The sequence below is a fragment of the Elusimicrobiota bacterium genome (genome assembly GCA_026388155.1).
Taxonomy (GTDB): Bacteria; Elusimicrobiota; Elusimicrobia; order Elusimicrobiales; family UBA9959; genus UBA9634.
Genome location: JAPLKI010000007.1, coordinates 129374 through 147909 on the forward strand (window position 1 = coordinate 129374; position 18536 = coordinate 147909).

General features: G+C 52.7%; 12 protein-coding genes. 8 read left to right on the top strand and 4 right to left on the bottom strand.

Translation table 11 applies throughout. From position 1 onward, the window contains the following. Nucleotides 1-269 precede the first annotated feature (269 nt). The 3 genes from NTX59_02965 to NTX59_02975 all read right to left on the bottom strand — a co-directional run bounded on the left by NTX59_02965 (nucleotide 270) and on the right by NTX59_02975 (nucleotide 4302). On the bottom strand, nucleotides 270-1451 hold the full coding sequence (locus NTX59_02965) for a Fic family protein (GenBank protein MCX5784627.1): 1182 nt from the start codon (nucleotides 1449-1451) through the stop codon (nucleotides 270-272). Between the two features lie 945 nt (nucleotides 1452-2396). After that, nucleotides 2397-2885, bottom strand: a complete 489-nt coding sequence (locus NTX59_02970) for a hypothetical protein (GenBank protein MCX5784628.1) — start codon at nucleotides 2883-2885, stop codon at nucleotides 2397-2399. A 52-nt stretch (nucleotides 2886-2937) separates the two neighbouring features. Continuing rightward, a complete protein-coding gene (locus NTX59_02975) occupies nucleotides 2938-4302 on the bottom strand; it encodes a hypothetical protein (protein MCX5784629.1) in 1365 nt (454 codons plus the stop codon). Between the two features lie 613 nt (nucleotides 4303-4915). Between NTX59_02975 and NTX59_02980 the strand changes: the two genes are divergently transcribed. The 4 genes from NTX59_02980 to NTX59_02995 all read left to right on the top strand — a co-directional run bounded on the left by NTX59_02980 (nucleotide 4916) and on the right by NTX59_02995 (nucleotide 12094). Next, on the top strand, nucleotides 4916-6241 hold the full coding sequence (locus tag NTX59_02980) for an NDP-hexose 2,3-dehydratase family protein (GenBank protein MCX5784630.1): 1326 nt from the start codon (nucleotides 4916-4918) through the stop codon (nucleotides 6239-6241). Between the two features lie 1286 nt (nucleotides 6242-7527). Continuing rightward, nucleotides 7528-8358, top strand: a complete 831-nt coding sequence (locus NTX59_02985; protein MCX5784631.1) for a hypothetical protein — start codon at nucleotides 7528-7530, stop codon at nucleotides 8356-8358. 436 nt (nucleotides 8359-8794) lie between these two features. Continuing rightward, nucleotides 8795-11101 carry a hypothetical protein gene (locus tag NTX59_02990; protein MCX5784632.1) on the top strand — a complete coding sequence of 769 codons (2307 nt, stop codon included), beginning with the start codon at nucleotides 8795-8797 and terminating at the stop codon, nucleotides 11099-11101. Nucleotides 11102-11428: 327 nt separating this feature from the next. Beyond that, nucleotides 11429-12094, top strand: a complete 666-nt coding sequence (locus tag NTX59_02995; protein MCX5784633.1) for a hypothetical protein — start codon at nucleotides 11429-11431, stop codon at nucleotides 12092-12094. A 166-nt stretch (nucleotides 12095-12260) separates the two neighbouring features. Here NTX59_02995 and NTX59_03000 read toward each other — a convergent pair whose 3' ends face one another. Further along, nucleotides 12261-14738: a VIT domain-containing protein gene (locus NTX59_03000; protein ID MCX5784634.1), complete on the bottom strand. Its 2478-nt coding sequence runs from the start codon at nucleotides 14736-14738 to the stop codon at nucleotides 12261-12263. A gap of 132 nt (nucleotides 14739-14870) precedes the next feature. Between NTX59_03000 and NTX59_03005 the strand changes: the two genes are divergently transcribed. From NTX59_03005 to NTX59_03020, 4 genes are all read left to right on the top strand, one after another. Further along, complete coding sequence (locus NTX59_03005; protein MCX5784635.1) at nucleotides 14871-15413, top strand: sigma-70 family RNA polymerase sigma factor; 543 nt, start codon at nucleotides 14871-14873, stop codon at nucleotides 15411-15413. Beyond that, entirely contained in the window at nucleotides 15403-16329 is a 927-nt protein-coding gene (locus NTX59_03010) for an anti-sigma factor (protein MCX5784636.1), read from the top strand. The genes NTX59_03005 and NTX59_03010 overlap by 11 nt, the downstream gene beginning before the upstream one ends. Before the next feature lie 498 nt (nucleotides 16330-16827). Further along, nucleotides 16828-17568: an alpha/beta hydrolase gene (locus NTX59_03015; GenBank protein MCX5784637.1), complete on the top strand. Its 741-nt coding sequence runs from the start codon at nucleotides 16828-16830 to the stop codon at nucleotides 17566-17568. Between the two features lie 137 nt (nucleotides 17569-17705). After that, nucleotides 17706-18242, top strand: coding sequence for a hypothetical protein (locus NTX59_03020; protein ID MCX5784638.1), 537 nt, complete (start codon nucleotides 17706-17708; stop codon nucleotides 18240-18242). Nucleotides 18243-18536: the final 294 nt, after the last annotated feature.

Below are 18536 nucleotides of genomic sequence, written 5' to 3' on the forward strand. Positions count from 1 at the left end.
CGGTCGCCAGGCCAAAAGGAGCCTCGTCTATCAGGTAAAAGCCATTTTTCAGGCCGGAATCAGCGTTAAATCGGTCCGAAATTGTTCGATTAGTGTCGGAACAGCCACCCCAAATTTGATTTTGTTGTTTTTTTATTAATTTTTGCAGTTAATGGCCCGAAGGGTCGCCCTGCTTGAACGCAGGGCAGGCTACGGAAAAACACTGCTCTAAAGCAAAATCCCCGACTTTAGGTCGGGGATTTTCATTTGCGGGGATACGACTTGAGTTCCTAACCCAGCAAGCCGCCCATACCGGACTGCAAAGCCTTCAAGTACGGGACATACGAAAAAACGCGGTGGCGCCGCCGCCCGCTGATTTCTCCTACAAAACCCAGTTCCTTAAGATGCGCCAGTGTCTTGTTCGCTGTGGGGAAACTTAAACCCAACTCCGAACAGACGGCATTCACCGACAGCACACACCGCTTCTTAAGCAGTTCGTGCACCTTAAGCGCCGAAAACTTCGCCCGGCCGAGCCTTTGAATAGCCGCCTGGTGTTCATTGAACATAGCGATAAGTTTAGCCGAAGTCTCGCTTCCCTGTTCAGCCACTTCCGCCACGCCCTCCAGATAAAATGCCAGCCAGCCTTCCCAGTCGCCGCGCGCACGCACCCTGTCCAGGGCATCGTAATACTCCTGCCGCCGCTGTTTAAAGTAAAGGCTGAGATACAAAAGCGGGGAAGTCAGCGTACCCTCCGCTATCATAATGAACGGAATAAGGAGGCGCCCCAACCTGCCGTTACCGTCCAGGAAGGGGTGAATACTCTCGAACTGCGCGTGCACCATTCCGGCTTTTATCAGCGTAGGCGTCCTAGTCGGCTCATTATGGATGAATTTTTCAAGAGCGCCCAAAGCGGGAAGCACTTCCTTCGGCGGTGGCGGCACGAAACGTGCGTTGCCGGGGCGGCTCCCTCCAATCCAGTTCTGCGAGCGCCTGAATTCTCCCGGCTCCTTATGACCACCCCGCCCGCCCTGGAGAAGGATATTGTGGATCTCCTTTATCAGCCGGAGGCTTACCGGCAGCATTTTGAGCCGCTTGAGCCCGTATTCCAGGGCTGACACATAGTTGGATACTTCACGCACGTCATCTTCCGGGACTCCCGGAGCTTCCGCATTCTCGTACAGTAGCAGATCTGAGAGCGAGGATTGTGTGCCTTCTATCTGCGAGGAGAGTACGGCCTCTTTGCGTATATACGTATAGAGCAAAAGCTCTGGATTAGGCAACTGCGCCGTAACAGCGTCCAGCCGGCCGAGCGCTCTGCCGGCCCTTTCGGTCAGGGCCTGCAATTTCTCATCATATTTCAGCGGCGGCTTCGGAGGCAGCGGGGCTGGAATAAAGCAGTAATACGGCTCCGGCCCGGCTTGCTTTACAGCATAGCCTGCGCGGGGGGAATACTTTAGGGCATTGATATCCATAATTTAATTATAGCACGCTATCCTTTAATAAGCAATATGCTAATTAAACTTTAGCTAAATACCATCGGACGCTGTTGAGGCGCAAGTTCTTCATTTGTAGCGCTGTTTCCGCCCCTGCAGGTTGTCATAAATAACAGTCCGGTTCAGCGCGCGCGGGAAATAATTTTCTGCGTTGTACGGCCGCCGAAGGCGGACGGGAGCGGCCAGCAGGCCGCGCATAAGGGGTGGACTTTGCGGCAGTCTTGCGCCGCTACGGACACAATTGGCCGTATCATCGGCTGATGAGTATGATAAACACCTCTTTTCTGCTGGAGCAGAGCGAGCCCGGAGCCGGCCCACCAATGGGCCGGCGTGTGGGCGAGCCTGCGGACCTCTTCTCGCGGCAAGGAGCAGTGCGGGGCCGCGCTTCGTGGCCACGCCTGCGACGACATCTCGCGGATAAGCTTCCCCGGACCGCAGATCTACTGGCAGAAGGTGGAATTTATAAAGATTCCTCAGGATGTTGCGCAAAGTAGGTTCTAACTTCATCCTGAAAGCCACCCGCCTACTTTTGAAAATCCCCGACGAGAAACTATGTCTTTCGTTTCTCGTTTATTATTTTCACCACGCCCTATTTGGTAGAATGCTCGAATCAGGGAAAATCAAACAACATATAGCCACTATAGTGCTCAATACTTCCTGCTGATAAGGGAAACTAAAAACATGATTACACTCAATCTCATGAACGGGTTTAAAACAGCTTGTCCATTTTTGTCATTAACTGGGGGGGATACTTTTTTACTTCGCTCGGCGTAAAAGCCGCCCTGATTGGCCCCGCATTACCTATATTTTAGCGGGGGATACTTTAAACCAGGGAATGGTCTAGTTTTTGGGGGAAGGTCACTTTTCAGTCAAGGGGATTCTAACTTTTTCAACCCTGCGTCTACCGGCGCACGGAATTAACCGCTATTGATGTGCCAGAGAGTCGGAAAGTTTTTTGGCGGCGTTCTCCGCGAGAACATCCAGCTTGTAAACATCCGAACTTCGCTCGCTGACACCACCCACGATCTCACCTGTTTCGACTTTGATTAAACGTATTGTCAGCAGCACTTTTTTACCGAACGAGGAAAAACTCCCGAACGCCATTACATTGGCTCCGAGCATCTTCCCGACCTGGATCGCGGCATTCTGGTCGACCACTCCCGACTGTCCTAATTTAAGTTCGCTCAGCATCTCTTCGATCCGCTGCCGCTCTACAAGCTTAAATCCTTTTTTAGCAGCCATCTGCGCTGAGATCAAGTCAGAAAGGGTAATACCGATGGAATCCAAGCTTTTATCCGCGCTGTTGTTTATAAGAGGCAGAATAGCTATAACGATGTCTGATCTGCCATTATCAAGGGCCCCGTGTTTTATAACTGTTTTTTGTCCGCCGCAAGAGACTATAAGCACTGACATAAATACAAGCAATTTTAAATACATATTTTCCTGTGCCCGGTCCGGTTCGGGCTTATTCCTCGATATGGTAATCTCGCAAAGCGGTTTCCGTGGATACGACAGCCGTCCCCACAGTCGTCCCCACAGTCGTCCCCACCTCCGCTTCTAACCGGGACTTTATGATCCCGATCCCTTGGGCGAACCACGAGATGGTCACGGTCTTTGTCGAAGATTTCAAATTCACCCGACCTGAGAATTTCACTTTGCTCGTAGATTCGCTTTTTAGGACATAGCAGTCGAATGTGCCGGCCGGCACCGTAACCGTTTCAGTGCTGATCACCTGGTTTGTCCCATCCAGTATGGTGACCGAATTCAGTCCGCTGGAAGCCACCGTTGTCATCGTCGCAATTGACACCCATTGTTTCCCGACTTCCAGGTCGTAGGGATAAAACAGCTGCGGCGGGTCGTAGATGGACGTGGATATATATTCTTTCCCGCCACCAAGGCTGGTCACACTTTTGTTCCCCAGATAATATATCCCATCGGCCTTTTTTACATAATAGGAGTAAAGTTTTGTCTTTGCATCCGTGGGTTTCCCTTTGCCTATTGCCACGCTCCCTTCGACCTCATTGATATAGGTAAAGGCGGGAGTGCCGTTAAAGTTATCCTGCCCGCCGGCCCGGGAGGTATTCACTTCATGCGTGTTAATTATCGCCGATTGCGTCGTGTTATCGGATGTCCAATAATTGCCTTTGTTCATGGACAGGAAAATATCTATAAACCTATTTTTTGCGAGGGAGAACTTGGGGTCGAGTTTTGTCGCTTCACGCAGCTCTTTTACGGCTCCCTGCAGGTCTTTCCTGGCCTCAAGCAAAGCGCTCTGCCCGAAGTGCTGGTAAGCCTCAAGCGATTCCGTCGGCCTCACGCCCAGCTTCGCCAACTCTTCTTTCTTAAGGTCGATGTTCAGGTTTTCCGCAAGGCCCTTTACAATCTGGTCCTGCAGGTCAAAAATGTCATTCAGCTTCCCTGTCGCCTGCGCTGTCTGCAGGATACCGCCGGATTCCACATCCACGAACCGCGCGGTAAGGCGGACTGTCTCCGCGTGTTTTTGGAACGCCCCCACCACCAGGACGCTGGCACCCATCAGTTTCCCCGCTTTAACCGCCGTTTTCTCGTCTATCGCCCCGGTCAGCTGCAGTTTCTGCTCATCCATCACTTTTCTTACCTGGATCCGCTCCACAAGCGCAAGGTCTTTGACAGCCAGCAGGCTGTTCGTGACGGTCTCTGGAATGCCCAGGGATAGCCAATCGAGGGCCGGGTCCTTACTGACATTTTCGAACGGCATTACCGCGACAGTGTGCGTGACAGCGGAAAGACTAACTGGCAGGGATAAAAGCGCGAAGGCAAAAAACGAATTGCGAAAGAGTTTTAAGGGCATAGTGTATTAATCATAACATTTTAGGTTTGTTCATGGCGGGGACTAAAAAATACCGGTGTTTCACGATTATGAGGCGTTTTTCAAGGGATGTTGCCACTATCCCATGTCCTGCGCCCCACTTTTGCTTAAGTCCTACCTTTAACTGCGGTGTTGCGGTTTTAATCGCTTTTTCATCGCATATAGGGGTATTTTAAGCTCTTTCAAGTAAGTTTCAGAGTTACTGTAAAGAACATTGCGAGCCTTCAATTTGAACCCACGACCTTTAAGGAGTGGCAGATTACCGATAGCATAGTAGTTATGATTAAAAACCGTTCTAGGCCCCAAAAAGGGCCATTTTCGGCTAAATACCAAGAATCACAGGATCGTGGGGGGTAAAGAAGTAGTTACAAAGTTCGTCCACTAAGGGACCCGGACTTTTTAAAATTCTCGACGAGAAACGATGCTTTTGTTTCTCGTTTTTATTTTCATTCCGCCTATTTGCTAAGCTATTTAAGTGGGGGGGAAAGGTCAGTTTTAATGTGGGGCAGCACATTTTCTGAAAATTTAAATGAACTTAAATTTAGACAAGACATCCCTTGAACCAATCGCTGATATGTTGCGCTAGCGGAAAGAGATACTCAAGAACAGCGACTTCTCATGTGAGCCGCTGCCTTTCAGTGAGTCCCGTGAGTGGCGATTCGAGGACGGAATTCTACGACACAGAACAGGCGGTTTTTTCTCCCTCGCGGGACTTGCAACACAGGCACGATGCGCACGACTGCACGCTAAAGAGCAGTTAATCATTTTGCAGCCCCAGCCCGCGATAAATGGTTTTCTATTCCGGCGGACGGCGGATCACCCGGAACTCCTATTTCAAGGGCGCGTGGAACCGGGCAATATCGACATCATGCAGTTGGCTCCTACTGTTCAGTCTACTGAGGCTAACTACAAGCAGTTACATGGAGGACGAGAAACACCATTTGTGGATTGGTTCACGGAAAAGAAAATCGGGCAGGTGCTTATCGATGAACTACAATCAGAAGAAGGTTCGCGCTATCACGGCAAATACAACCGCAATATAGTTATCGAGGTGCCTGCAAACCTCGAACTACCCCTTCCACCGAACTGCCGGTGGTACAGCGTTGATGCTCTGCGTACGTTCGTTGCAAGCAACAATATCTTGAACACGGACGCCCGCTCCGTATTGGCTTGCATGGACTGGGGCACCCTCGCCGAAAATGGCGGACCTTTTATCCGACACGCGCCCGGAACCTTTGGCGCGAGTTTGCGACAATCCTATTTTTCGAATGGTGCAGAAGAGTCACAAGGAATCTCTGAAACCCTGCGATGGCTGGCCCAACTGCGCGTTCAATGTTCGCTGAGATCCCGGATTCTGCCGATTACCGCATTAAAAAACTGGAAAATAGAACAGGGTGAAATCCGGGAAGAGTGTCGAGAAGCCGGTTTTGCTGCCCGACACTTCGCCGTAGTCGCGCGGGGCCGTGAAGTTTCCTCTTGGGATCAACCACTGATTGACAGCGCTGGCGTGGGACTTGTTTGTTTGGTTGCTCAGCGGCGCTGCGGCATGCTGCAGTTCTTGATCAAGGCCAGCTATGAGATTGGCTTTCTTGAAGGCGTCCAGTTATCCGCTTCGCTGTGTATAAATCCCGGACAGACTGTTAGAGCCCAGAATCGGTTCGAATCTGAACTGTTCAGCCGCATTGAAAAGTCAAACGGCGCGATCCTTCACATGGAATGCCGTCAATCTGAAGAAGGAGGGCGATTTTACCAGGATGAAAATCGATATCAGATCGTGGAATTGACAGAGGATGTCATTCTGCCGGAATCAGAAGACTGCCGCTGGATGACTCTGGGTCAAATCAGGCAACTCATCAGTGTACCGGGAACCATAACTATTGAGGCGCGCGGAGCCTTGGCCGGTCTTCTGCACTGGATCTGAACAATCCGCTGCTGCAAACACCGAGGGAATCATGATTAATTTAGGCATCGTTGTCGTATACGTCGTACCCAAGTGGTATGAGGCTATGCTCACTCTTCACCTCCGTCAGATCGAAAGGCACACGCATATGCCTTACAATATATTCGGATGTGCTGTTCGAAGCTCAGCCGAGGCACTACGGATACTGAGGTCTAACTCGAGCGTTCGGCTTTGCGAATGTTTGCCGACTACGGCCACTGGCAGTGGGGAGCACTCTCATTATCTCGAATGTTTAACAAAAATCGCCATCGATGCGGGGGTAACACACGTTGTTACTTTGCATGTGGATTCATTTCCGATCCATGACGGCTGGGTTGATACGATGATGAACAAGCTTTTGGATCTATGCCCTTTTGTGACTGGTGAAGGAGCTAATACCGCCTGCCTCATGTTCAGTAGACAATTCTATCTGCGTTATCGCCCCACGTTTCTACCAACAGATGCTGAGCGGAGCCAACCGTCATTCAGAGATTGCGTGTCTAAATGGAAACTGCGCACACACTCAGGGGTAGGATATGCATTCCGGGCCTACCAGCACGGATTAGCCGCTTGTTACATGCCCGAAGTCCATAGAAAAAACAGCCTCGCATCGGTTTATGCTCAGCAGATTTTGCATTTTAACAGTGGATTCAGAATAACTCGGCCCATCCGCTCGAAGGAACCGGGCCTCTGGTACTCGGCTTGCGCATCTATCTTGGCCGCCGCCTGCCATGTTTTCAGGGGCATTGTTCCGGCAAATACCCGACAAGCTATACGCAACCGACTGGGAAGGAAAATTTTAGAATCTATCGATCAACCAAGAATCTATCGGAGTTGTACCAGATTGTGTCTGGAAAGAGAGGCCCTGTTAGCCAACCCCGATGGATATATAGCTCAAATGTTGGCTCAGCCCAATAAAGCCTCACACCCGAAGAGTAAGGAAGAGTAAGAGCGGTGTTTTTTGGGGAAAGTTATCACCTTCTGCACGCAACCTCCCGATGAAACTTTATAAAGACCGCTCGAAGTCGTTTCCCCTGGCATCCCCCAGCCCATGCCCACGAGATGTTGTTCTCAGGTCTGGGTGAGCAATGAAGCAGTTACAAAATTCGTCCGCCAAGGCGCCCCAGATTTGTAATTCCTCGATGACAGCCGCTCTTCGGCTGTCGTTTTTTATTGGGATTTAAATAAACAGGGTAAATGTTGTACAGTTTTAATGTGGTATAGGTACTGTGCTGGAATTAATGCCTAACATTTGAGTTTCCAAAAACATGAGAAGAATATTGCCAATATCTTTTATGCTTGCCATCTCTAATTTTCCCGTGTGGTGTGCTGTCGATATAACCATGAAAGAGGACGGGAATGTAACCACTTATTCAGTAGCTGGTAAAGAAGTCGCAAGGAAGCTTTTCGATGACAATGGTAAGTTAATAAAAATGACCGGCGTTATACCCGATGGCACCGTCAAACAGATGAAGAATGGAAAATTGTACTCCGTCGAATGTCGGAAGGGAAAATGTGACGGAAAAACCAAGGTATATACTACGGAGGGACGTCTTCAGTTTGAAGAGTCAACGAATGTTAATGGAGTAAAAGAATCTTTATTTTATGACTACCATCCTTCCGGAAAATTAAAAAGTATTATGCAGAGTGAAAATGGAAAAATTTCCTATCTTTCAAGCTACTACGAAACAGGCGATATTTCAGGCGAACATTGCTATTTTGGAGGCAAAAACGGAACTGTGACACACAAGACGTATTATCCCGGAAAAATACTTCACCGTGAATTTACAACAAAGAAAGGCAAGATAAACGGTATTTTAAAAGCATATTATACGAATGGGAAACTTTCCAGTCGGGTGAGGGTAATGAATGGCAAACTTTCCGGGACATCATTACTGTATTATGAAACCGGCAGGATTTCCGCAGAAGAAACTTATACTACCAATAAGATAATTTACAAGAAGGAATATGAGCCCGATGGACGGATCCGCATTGAAGGCCGGACTGATTGCAAAACAGCTGAAAACAAAACAGAACACTGTTTTTATATTGCCGGTCACAGGCCGATAACCACCTTCTCTCTGCCATTACTGCCTTAAACATTGCAGTGCACCACTTAAGAACTGAACAGGTATGAAAACCTTACATCCCGATTTAAAACCCGTTTTAGGCCTAAAAATGGCCATTTTTGGCTACTAAGCCACTCGCCTCTTTAAACAAAAAACGACAGTCAGAATTAGACTATGGAGTTCGAGAAGCGAACGACAGTTCCCCGCCCTGAGCCAGCCTAAGCGCGAAGGCCGAGCGGGAGAGGCGCGCGCACGGTGCGGGCGACGCCATGCCTGATGAGCCAAACCACCGGCAGTACCCGCGAACCCGGGCCGTTTGCTCCATTAAACGCCTTTAGCTGAGATTTGACATCTTTGACATGACATTTCCGCTTTTCCGAATCATGACACTTTAACTTTTTCGCACTCTAAACCTTTTCAAACCAAATATGTATTATAATTATATATGCAAGGTTCACCCCCGATCATGCCATATAAAGATGCTCCGCATAACGAGTCTGTAAAAGGCCCCGGCTTTGCCGCTTTTTTAGACTTACACGACTCCACCTACGCCTGGGACCAGAACGCGGACACCGCCTCCGAAATGATACGGGAACTCTACAGATCGGTCGAGGCCGCCGTTGACAAGTATAATGGACATGTGGGGAACTTTACAGGCGACGGTTTTCTGGTGCTCTTCACCAGCGTAGAAAGCAGCATCTTGTGCCTGAGCCGGATAATACAGGATTGGGAACATACGCGCGCGAAATATATTAAAAAATATTCCGTAGCCGGGGTCTCCGTCCCGGACGCCCATTTTTTGGCCCTGCGCACCGGTATTTCTTTCGGCAACTTCGGTCCTCTGGAGATAAAAGACACGCTCCACTACTCCGGCTCCGGCATAAATAAGGCCCAGCGCTGCGAGGCCGCGTCAAAAGAGTACTTTCAGCGGGAGACCATAGGCCAGCTGACATCGCCTAATTATATTTTCATAGACAGCAGCGCGGAAAACCTTATACAGGTAAGGAGCGACTTTTCCATTTCAGAACAGTTGCCGGCGCAATTCAAGGGATATTTTCAGACCCAGGTGCTGGCGGACAAGCCTGAGCTCGAAGCCAGGAAACAGTTCATTTATGCGGTCTGGCCCAGGGAAAAGGCCGGTTCCGCGGGGAAATCGGCGGCGGAGCTGGAAAAGCTGGCCCTCGCCCAGGCAAAGTCCGATATAGGCGACAGACTTATCCTGGCGGCCCAGACGATCAAATCCGCCAAGATGCTGCACGAATTATCAGAGTCAGCCATGGGCAAAAACCGCAAAAAACTGCTTGAAGAAGCGGTAAAAGCCTATAAAGACGCCCTGGGGGCTTACACCGCCGGTTCGTCTCCCGCAGATTACGCCCGCGCGCAGAACTATCTCGGCGACGCGCTGCTTACCCAGGCCTCCAATCTTGCCGGAGAAGAACGAAACCAAAAACTGGAGGAAGCGGCAGCGGCGCAGCAGGAAGCGCTGAAAGTCTATACCGCCGCATCATTTCCGGATGATTATGCCCGTGTACAAAACAGCCTTGGAGCGACTTTCCGGGACCAGGCTCACTTTCTTGCCGGCGAAAACAGGAAGAAGAAGCTTGAAAGTTCGCTGACAGCGCTTAAAGAGGCCCTGCGGTTCTGGACATTTGACTTGACCCCGGATAATTATGCCCGGGCACAATATAATCTTGGCGCGGCATTGACGGACCGATCCATGCTTGTTACCGGCGAAGAGAAAAGACAAAAGCTCAATGAAGCTGTCATAGCGTGCCGGGAAGCTCTGCGTGCAAGGACCTTAGCCGCGACTCCCGACGCTTATGCCACGACACAAGGGCTTTTTGGACTGATCCTGAAGAGTCAGGCCACATTCCTTTCCGGAGAAGAGAAACGGAAAAAACTTGAGGAAGCGGCAACGGCGCTCCGGGAAGTCCTGAAGGTCCACACATACGATTCCTCTCCCCATGATTATGCCACAACACAGAACAATCTCGGAAGCGCACTTCAGCACCAGACAATGCTCCTTGCCGGGGAAGAAAAACGCAAAAAACTCAAAGAGGCGGCCGCGGCGTACAAAGAATCTCTCCGGGTGGACACTTTTGAGACCTCTCCTTCCAATTATGCCATAAGCCAGAATAATCTCGGCAATGTGATAAAAGAACAAACCGAGTTTGCGGCGGGTGAGGAGAAGCTGCGCATATTTGACGAAGCGATAGCGGCCTATGCCGAAGTTCTGCGGGTTTACACTTTTGAGTCGGCCCCCACCCAATATGCCATCACACAATTCAATCTTGGAGGGGTGCTGGTGAAACAAGCCAAGTGTTTTACCGGGGAAACAAAACAGGCAATACTTGCGAAATCCGTCGCCGCTTACGGGGAAGCCTTGCGCGTGTTCGATCTTTCTTCGATCCCCGACTACTATGCTATAAGTAAATATGGTCTTGGCAACGCGTTGAGAGACCTGGCGGGCTCGATGACCGGCGGGGAAAAACAAAACATCTTAAACGACGCAGTGGCCTCGTATGCTGAAGCTTTGCGGGTCTTCACCTTTGAGTCGGATCCGGGCGAATACGCCGGCGTCCAAAGCGATCTTGCCGACGCTTTAGCCGGGCAGGCGGAGCTCCTTTTTGGAGATGAAAGGAAGGAAAAGATCGCGCAGGCGATGTCGGCTTATACAGAAGCCCTGAAGGTTTACACAAAAACCGATTATCCGGATTTCCATGCCGAACTGAAAAAGAAAGCCGAAGAATTGAATTCATTTCCGCAGCAATGATCCCGCAGCTTTCAAATTTAAATCCGGCGGCGACCCCGGCAAAGGGTGAAGCCCGTGGGATTTATTTTTTTGATGTTGTACGCCGCAGAAGATTGTTGGCTCGGAGCCTTTTATGAAGGCTTCCAGCATCTTTTTCCTGCAGGTTGACGTTCTCCCGAAAAACCAGACCACGGCCAGGTTTAGATACCGCCCTCTGACGGCGCTTTATGGATAAATCCGCCGCGGGTCTTTTGGCCTAGCTGCGACCGGGTCCAAAGCCTCTGCTCAAAAGAGGGGAATTAATACTAAACTATATGCGGTAGTGATATTTTACAGGAGGGTTCACTGATGAAAAAAGCTGTATATCTTCTGTCGTTGTTCGCGTTCTCGGCCCCGGCTGTCGCCGGCGGTTTCTTAAAACTGGAAAACATGCGGGCAGCTGATTTTAAACTGGGCCCGGTCGCGGCTGTTGTGGTGCCGGTTCCCGCCGCCCCGGTAAAAGAAGACCCCGTGCCGCAGGACCTCGTCAACAAATTCAACAATGCCGCAAATGAACTCCAAATGCTGGAAAACGATATTACCTGGGTCAGGAACGATATCGATAACCTTGAAAGAACGGCCAGCCGGATAATACAAACGAACAGCCAGGATTCTTTTTTCCAGTTCGATCTCCGACGGATGTCCTCGGATATGTCCAGGCGTTTCAGCGATATGCAGCGCGTTTCCTACGAGGTAAAGGACCTGCTGAATGCGGCGCAAAAGGCGAAGCAGCTTAACGATATAGCCAGGAACATGGAGCAGGCCGCCAGCGACATATTGCGCGAAGCGTGGCCCGGCATCCAGGACGCTGCCCAGAGGCTGGAATGGACCATACGCTCCGGCAAGCCCGAGATCATCGGTTATGACGCGCAATGGACCGCGATGGATATTTCACGGTACTCCAGACAGTTCACCGACCAGTCCAGATACACTTATTCCGACGTACAGACCCTTGTGGCTAAAACACAGCCGTAACAATGTATCGGGCACAGTTTAAAAGGGCGTCCGTTCAGGCGGACGCCCTTTTTATTCCTTGCGATTTTCAGGGTAATATCCCAATATCTTGATCGCCCTTAAAATCCCCGGCCGGATTCCGGGGATTTTTGTCCGGGCATGTTCCCGCTGTCATCCGTCCATGCGCCTACTTCAGTTTTTCAAGAACTGCGCTCAAGGCGGCCAATTCCCTCTGCACGCCGCCGGAAGTCCAGTGCCGGCTGCCTTTCAGCGCCTTGATCACTGCCTCCCTGCCGTTCAAGCCTGCGGGGGAAATGCCTCGCAGGAAGCCCCAGACCTTCTGCAGGGCTGCATCCGCGTCTGAGCCGAGTACGGACTTTGCCTTGGCCAGGGCCAGCAGCGCCAGGGCCTGGTCTGCCGCGGACGCCTTCCTGCCGTCAGGTTCGCAAAACGCCCCTGAACTGTCCTGCAGGGAGACCAATTTTCTGAGCAGTCTCGGGGAGGGAGCTGCCAGCAGTTCCCCGGCAAGCCCGGCCACCAGGTTTTCGCCGGCCGCCGGGGCTTCGGGCCCTTTAGCTCCGGGCTTAGCGTTGCCCTGCCAGGGCGAAGCCGCGAATCCGCCGCCGCTGCCGGTTCCATTCCCGGCCGGGGCGGGTACATTTGCGCTGGCGAATTTAGCCTGGGCAAACGCGCCCCGCGCGGAAGCAGCCGAGGATCCCGACAGACCTGCCCCGAAAAACCCTTCATACCTTGTGCCTTCCGGCAGCTCCGACTCGACGGGCACGACCATCGGCTTTTTCCCTTTTGCCGGCGCGGAGCTCTCATCCACGGCCACGAAGGAAGTGTAGCGCGTGACCAGCTTATGCGCCAGGGCGAGCTGTATGATCCGCTCCCGCGCGTCCGGGTCTTCCTTCCTGTAGCTTAAGCGCTCGAGTTCGGTTATGCGGGACCTGGCCCACAGAGGCCCCATGGCGCCGTTGCCAGGCTCCTTTTCGGCGAGGTTTACATTGACGGACATTTTCCAGGGCTTGCCCATCATTTTGCCCTTAAGCAGCACGGGGGCGCTGCCGCTTTTCTCATACCTGGCGTGTATGAGCAGCGGCTGCCCGGCGAACAGGTCCGGGATGAACCCGGGCGAAACGTCGCTGACATCCAGGCCGTTCCAGTCCACCGACAGGTCCGTAAGCACGGGGCGGGAGATCCTGTCATAAAACCTCTCTATGACTTTCTCCAGCTTCGCAGGCTTCCCGTCCTGCCGGACATATTGCACCGTACCTTTGCCCATGACAGCCATTTCTTCCAGCAGGTAGCGGTTGGGCGAGGAACCCACCCCGAGCGGGAAGATGCGGGAATTATTAAGGTGCTCTTTTATGAACGCCAGTATCCGCGCCTCGTCGCCGATATAGCCGTCCGTCATGAAAAGCACGATGCGCAGCCGTTCCGGGTCCTTCGGGAACTCGAGCGCATTGCGGAGGGCGTCCAGCATCTCGGTGCCGCCGCCGCCGTTGAGGCCGTTTATCACGGCGCGGCCGCGCGCCACGTTCAGCGGAGTATTCTTAAGCGGTTTCTCGAAATACAGCTGGTTCCCGGAGGCGAAGCTCATTATCTGGAAGGTATCGCCGGGGTTCATCCCTTCCAGGCAGCGAAGGGCGGTCTCCTTGGCGGTTTCGACGGGAAAACCGCTCATGGAGCCCGAGACGTCCAGGGCGAGAACCAGCTCTTTTGGTGTGACCTGCGTAAGCGGGAAGTCCGCGCCGGGCTGCAGCATAAGCGTCAGGTAGCCTTCCTTGCCGTCCTTGTGCGCGATAACGGCGGCGGCAGCCATCTTTACCTCAGGCTCATAGGTCAGCAGGAAATCCTTGTTCGGGATGCGGTCTTCAGGAGCAAGCGTTATCTCCGCCTTCGCCGGGCCGCCGCTCTTGACCGTTATCTCGTGGGACGAACTGCGGATATTCCTGACCGGCACGCCCGCGTCCAGCCTGACTTCCACAGAGATGTCACGCCCCGACCTTTCACCGGGCTTCACTACCGGGGGGGTTATGCGGGAGGCGTCCGGCACCTGGTCGGTGTCGTCCGACCAGCCGTCGCCCGTTTTGCCTGTTTTTTCGCCGGGAATATAGCGCGGCCCTACGGTCATGGGGAAAACGAATTTATATTCCCCATGGTCGTAAGCCAGGTCCTGTATATATTTAAGCGTTACCCTTATTTCATGGCCGGGGGGGATATTGGCCACGGACTGCGTGAAGATATTCGGCCGTTCCTGGTCCAGCAGCGCCGCGGTTCTGCCCTCAGCCCGCGCTTTTTCGTATATCTGGCGCGCCTCTTCGCGTTTCTTTATCTGTCCCTTAATGACCCGGTCCGCCACGGTCAGCGTCATCTCGTTGACCGCGGCGTTCTCCGGCAGGGGGAACACGTAGACCGCTTCTATCGGGCCATCTGCCGGGTTGCTGAACACCTGAGTGACCCTGACTTCAGCCACTAAGCCCGAGATCTCGGCCTTTACTTCGGTATGCTTCAGGGGAAGTATCCTCCGGGTATCTGTTCCGGCGTCCACCACCTGGAGGGAACCTTCTCCCAAATCCTGCGGCTGAGCGAAAGCCGCGGGGTTAAGAGCGAGCACTGCTGCCGCCACCAGCGCTTTACGGACCTGAGCTATGAGTTTCATAACCGCCTCCTTTGCTGTCCCCGGTTAGACACCGGAAGCCGGAAAAAGTTCCATAAATCTTCCGGAATTGGTAAACTTCTTGGGAACTTTTTCTGCCGGCCGGTGTCTTATAGTCGCAGCCCTGGAGGAGTTTTGGACGCTGAGGAGCTTTTTAACAGGCATGCCGCCATGGTCTACAACCTGGCGCTGAGGCTGAGCGGCAACGCGGCCGACGCGCAGGATATAGCCCAGGACGCGTTTATACGGGCTATATCCGGGCTGGGGAATTTGCGCGACGGGTCGGCCGCCGGCACCTGGCTGTACCGCATAACCATGAATGTCTGGAAAAACAGGGTCAGGTCCGAGAAAAGGAGGTTTTTCTGGAAAACCTTCTCGCTCGACCGGGCCAGAGAGGAAGAAAGCGACCCGCCGGCCCTGCAGGTGGCGTCGCCTGAACCGCCCGCGGGCGCGGCGCTTGAAAAGGAGAATGAAAAAGAAATCCTTGAAAAAGCGCTTTCCAGTCTGGACCCGGAAGATCGCGCTATCCTGGTCCTGCGGGAAATAGACGGCCGCTCCTACGAGGAGATCGCCGGGGTCGCCGGGATACCGCTGGGAACTGTCAAATCGCGTATTTCCAGGGCGCGCGAAGCCCTGAGACAAAAAATGGGCGCATTGCTTAAAGACAATGGAACATAATACCTGCAGAGAAAATTTGTCGGCCTACCTGGACGGCGAACTGCCGCGGGAGGAAAAACTTTCGCTCGAGAGCCATTTAGCCGCCTGCCCCGAATGCAGCCGCGCGCTGGCGGAGCTGAAGCAGGTTTCGGCTGTTTTCAAGAAACACGCCATGCAGCCGGCGCCCATGTCATTAAAGGATGCGGTATTCGCCAAAGCGCGGAAACAGGCTGTTTTTTATTTCTGGTTTAAGCCGGCCGCCGCCCTCTCGGCCGCGGCCGCCGGCCTGCTCCTCATCCTCAATTTGCCAAAAAGCCCGGACCGTGAAACGCCGCAGCCGGAGCTCTTTCCGCGCGCCGTTTCCGCCCAGCCGGCCGCGGGCGGGCTCGCGGCAGAAAATGCGCAGCCGTTTGACGGGTATTCCGGCATGTCGGCTGCCGCCGTCCGCGGAGCCGGCGCGCCGAAGTATCCGGCGCTATCCTTACGCAAGAAAGCTTACGCGCAGGCGAAATCCGCAGTCAGCGCGCGTTCAAAAGCGCCGGGGTCAGTTTCTTTCTCAGCCGGCTCACCCGCCGGAGGTTCGGCCCCGCCCGCTTTCTTTGCCGCAGGGAATGTTCAGTCAAAACGGGCCGCGCCTGTCACGGTTCCGGATATCGTCGCGGATGGCGTCCGGTTCTCGGCTGCCCATTGGAGGGAGGACGCCGGCAAGCCCAGGAACGGCGGCTCGGTGCGGGCTTTCGACGCGCACGGCGGCGAACTCCTGTGGGAAGTGCGTGTGTACGAGGCTGTCGAGGATCCGCGCATGGAAGCCGATGTACAACAGGTGCATATCTCGGCGCTGGCGCTGAGCGGGAAGAGACTGGAGATCACTGACGAGAGCGGCAACCGGTACCGGCTGGATATCTCAACGCGGCAGGTTGAAAAGCTGTCACGGTAAAGCAATCAGAATAGCCGGCTTGACTTTTTTATACGCTTTTATTGTTCCTGACTGTCACCCTCTTTCTCTGCCGGCCAGCAATAAGCCCCTGCCCCTGCCCGGCGGCATAGTAGTTGTAAATCCTGTTCAATAAACCACCCGCCGTTTTACAATTTCTCTGCGACAATCGCACTTTGGCTGTCGTTTTTTATTTATGCGTTTATATTCAAAATTTTATTGCACAAAACCGGGTCGATCTGAAGCCATAACCATCTTTTTGGTATTATAAGACATCGGCGGGAAATACAAAGACCTATGAGAGGGTTTAAATATAAGATTTTTTTGGTTTTTTTAACTGCTGCCTTATCCGCGCCGTTCAGTGTAACGGCACAGAATGAACAAAGCCGTCCTATTGCGAAAACACTAAGGCCGTCCAGGCCGCTGCCGGAGGGCGTCAAAACGTTAAAAAACATCGAATACGTGCCCGGAGGCGGAGCATCTCGTTCGCTTGATCTATATTTGCCGGAAAAAGCGGAACATCCCCTGCCGCTGATAATCTGGATCCACGGCGGCGCCTGGAAGGGCGGCGACAAAAATACGCCTTTGGGGATCCGCTTTATCAGCCGCGGCTACGCTTTAGCCAGCATCAACTACAGGCTAAGCGGCGAAGCGAAATTTCCTGCCCAAATCAACGACTGCCGCGCTGCCGTGCGCTACCTTAGAGCTCATGCGCGGGAATGGGGCATTCACCCTGACTATATAGCCGTTTGGGGAGGTTCAGCCGGAGGGCATCTCGTATCCCTGCTTGGGACAACCGCCGATATCAAGAACTTTGACGGCAAAGATAGCGGGCCGGCAAGCGTTTCGCCGCGCGTGCAAGCCGTAGTAGATTGGTACGGTCCCAGCGATGCGCAAATGCCCGGCATGTTCAACTCATCCGTGTTCAAGGATTTAATAGGCGGATCGCCGGAGGAATACAAAGAAAAAGCTCTTCTCGCCAGCCCCATTCTTTATGTCAGCAGCAATTCCGCGCCATTTTTAATTATGCACGGAGAACAGGATCATACGGTCTCCATACAACACAGCGTGCGGCTATATGAAGCTTTGAAAAAAGCCGGCGTGGAAGCGACTTACAAACCTATTCCCGGCGCGGGGCACGGCGGCAAAGAATTTACTAAAACCGAAAACCTGAAAGTCATTATGGATTTTTTTGACCGGCACCTGATGCGACCCATACTTAGGCAAATGAAAAAGCAATAACCCTCACTCCGGCAACGGGCCGCTGAAGGGAACTTTTTTGACGCAATGAACGGGACAAGTCTGGAAGGGTTTCAAAAAATTACGATAATCGCCCTTATGTTTCCTGCAAATCACATTATGCGAAAATCGGGGGATGAATGATTCATATCATTAAGCAGCCGAGTGTGCGTTTTCTTTCAGCCGGAGTTGTTCTGCTGGCCTCTCTGATCGCCTGCGGAAAGACGCCGGTTTCCGATCAAAGTATCGTTGTTTCTTCCGCTTCAGCGAGGGAGAAGCTCGCTTCGCCTGTCTCTGACGCAAGGATTATTATTTTTTCCGCTTCGGCCACGGAGAAACTTGCCTCGCATGAAGCTGAATGGGAGGCGCCGTTCTGGGAACCTTCCAGCCGGCAGATATTGAGATTTGAAGCGGCTTTCCCGGAGTATCTTCGCGGGAATCCGACGGGCAGGGGAATGCCTGGCGAGGACTTTAAGAGCTATGGGAGACAGTATTTCGGAATTTCGAAAAATGGAAAGAGGCTGATCTATCTAAACGCGTTTTGTGGACCGGAGAGATTCCCCAACCGGCAGATGTATAAGGTCTGGGTCTTAGATGGCGGCAAATGCTATTTCCACGTGATTTATAACCCCGCTGAAAATAAATTCTCCGATCTTCAGTACAACGGGGAAGCGTGACTTCATATAACCACGCGCTTCCGCCGCTGCACGCCGCAGTTTGGCTGTCGTTTTTTATTTATGCGTTTGTCCCGTAAATCATATTCCCAAAAACCGGGCCAGACTGACTTCCCAACCGTCTTTTTTGGCCGTCTGAGGCACAGTGTGCGTGATACCGACCCTTTCCCAACAGCTGTGACTCTGGCCTGTCGCGGCGGCCCCCTTCCCGGGAATTAGCCACAGGGGACACCGCACCGCGGTTTCCCCTACCTCTGGCGCTGTCCGCGGCTGAGGGGACACCACATAGTGGTTTCC

Bases quoted from the DNA above. Each gene is read 5' to 3' on its own strand.
- NTX59_02965 (MCX5784627.1), bottom strand. From the start codon at position 1,451: ATGGATATCAATGCCCTAAAGTATTCCCCCCGCGCAGGCTATGCTGTA.
- NTX59_02970 (MCX5784628.1), bottom strand. From the start codon at position 2,885: ATGTCAGTGCTTATAGTCTCTTGCGGCGGACAAAAAACAGTTATAAAA.
- NTX59_02975 (MCX5784629.1), bottom strand. From the start codon at position 4,302: ATGCCCTTAAAACTCTTTCGCAATTCGTTTTTTGCCTTCGCGCTTTTA.
- NTX59_02985 (MCX5784631.1), top strand. From the start codon at position 7,528: ATGAGAAGAATATTGCCAATATCTTTTATGCTTGCCATCTCTAATTTT.
- NTX59_02990 (MCX5784632.1), top strand. From the start codon at position 8,795: ATGCCATATAAAGATGCTCCGCATAACGAGTCTGTAAAAGGCCCCGGC.
- NTX59_02995 (MCX5784633.1), top strand. From the start codon at position 11,429: ATGAAAAAAGCTGTATATCTTCTGTCGTTGTTCGCGTTCTCGGCCCCG.
- NTX59_03000 (MCX5784634.1), bottom strand. From the start codon at position 14,738: ATGAAACTCATAGCTCAGGTCCGTAAAGCGCTGGTGGCGGCAGCAGTG.
- NTX59_03010 (MCX5784636.1), top strand. From the start codon at position 15,403: ATGGAACATAATACCTGCAGAGAAAATTTGTCGGCCTACCTGGACGGC.
- NTX59_03020 (MCX5784638.1), top strand. From the start codon at position 17,706: ATGATTCATATCATTAAGCAGCCGAGTGTGCGTTTTCTTTCAGCCGGA.